This window comes from Pseudomonas sp. GCM10022186, assembly GCF_042656385.1.
Taxonomy (GTDB): Bacteria; Pseudomonadota; Gammaproteobacteria; order Pseudomonadales; family Pseudomonadaceae; genus Metapseudomonas.
In genome coordinates, this window is the sequence record NZ_JBHSOU010000054.1 from 1 (window position 1) to 887 (window position 887).

Annotated in this window: 1 protein-coding gene; it reads left to right on the top strand. The window is 70.1% G+C overall.

Annotated elements, in window-relative coordinates; translation table 11 throughout:
- Window positions 1-887, top strand: an 887-nt coding sequence (locus tag ACFPU0_RS18275) for an acetyl-CoA C-acyltransferase (protein ID WP_377694688.1), incomplete at its 3' end; no start/stop codon positions are given.

Here is an 887-nt window from a genome sequence, read left to right on the forward strand (position 1 = left end):
ATGCAAGACGTCGTAATCGTCGCCGCCACCCGCACCGCCATCGGCAGCTTCCAGGGCGCCCTGGCGAACATCCCCGCCCACGAACTGGGCGCCGCGGTGATCCGCCAGCTGCTGGCCAGGACCGGCCTCAAGGGCGAGCAGGTGGATGAAGTCATCCTCGGCCAGGTGCTCACCGCCGGCAGCGGCCAGAACCCGGCACGCCAGGCCGCCGTCCTCGCCGGCCTGCCCCATGAAGTCCCGGCCATGACCCTGAACAAGCTCTGCGGCTCCGGCCTCAAGGCGCTGCATCTGGGCGTCCAGGCCATTCGTTGTGGCGATGCCGAGGTGGTCATCGCCGGTGGCCAGGAGAACATGAGCCTGGCCCCCTACATCCTGCCGGCCGGCCGCACCGGCCTGCGCATGGGCCATGGCAAGCTGCTGGACAGCCTGATCCACGACGGCCTGACCGACGCCTTCAACGACTACCACATGGGCGTGACCGCCGAGAACCTGGTGGAGCAGTACGGCCTCACCCGCGAGCAGCAGGACGCCTTCGCCGCCGCGTCCCAGCAGAAGGCCGCGGCTGCCATCGAGGCCGGCCGCTTCAAGGACGAGATCACTCCCATCCTGATTCCGCAACGCAAGGGCGAGCCCGTCGCCTTCGATACCGACGAAGGCCCGCGCGCCGGCACCACCGCCGAGTCCCTGGGCAAGCTCAAGCCCGCCTTCAAGAAGGACGGCAGCGTCACCGCCGGCAACGCCTCCACCATCAACGACGGCGCTGCCGCCGTGGTGCTGATGAGCGCCGCCAAGGCCGAGGCCCTGGGCCTGCCGGTGCTGGCGCGGATCAAGGGCTACGCCAATGCCGGCGTCGACCCGGCGATCATGGGCATCGGCCCGGTGAGCGC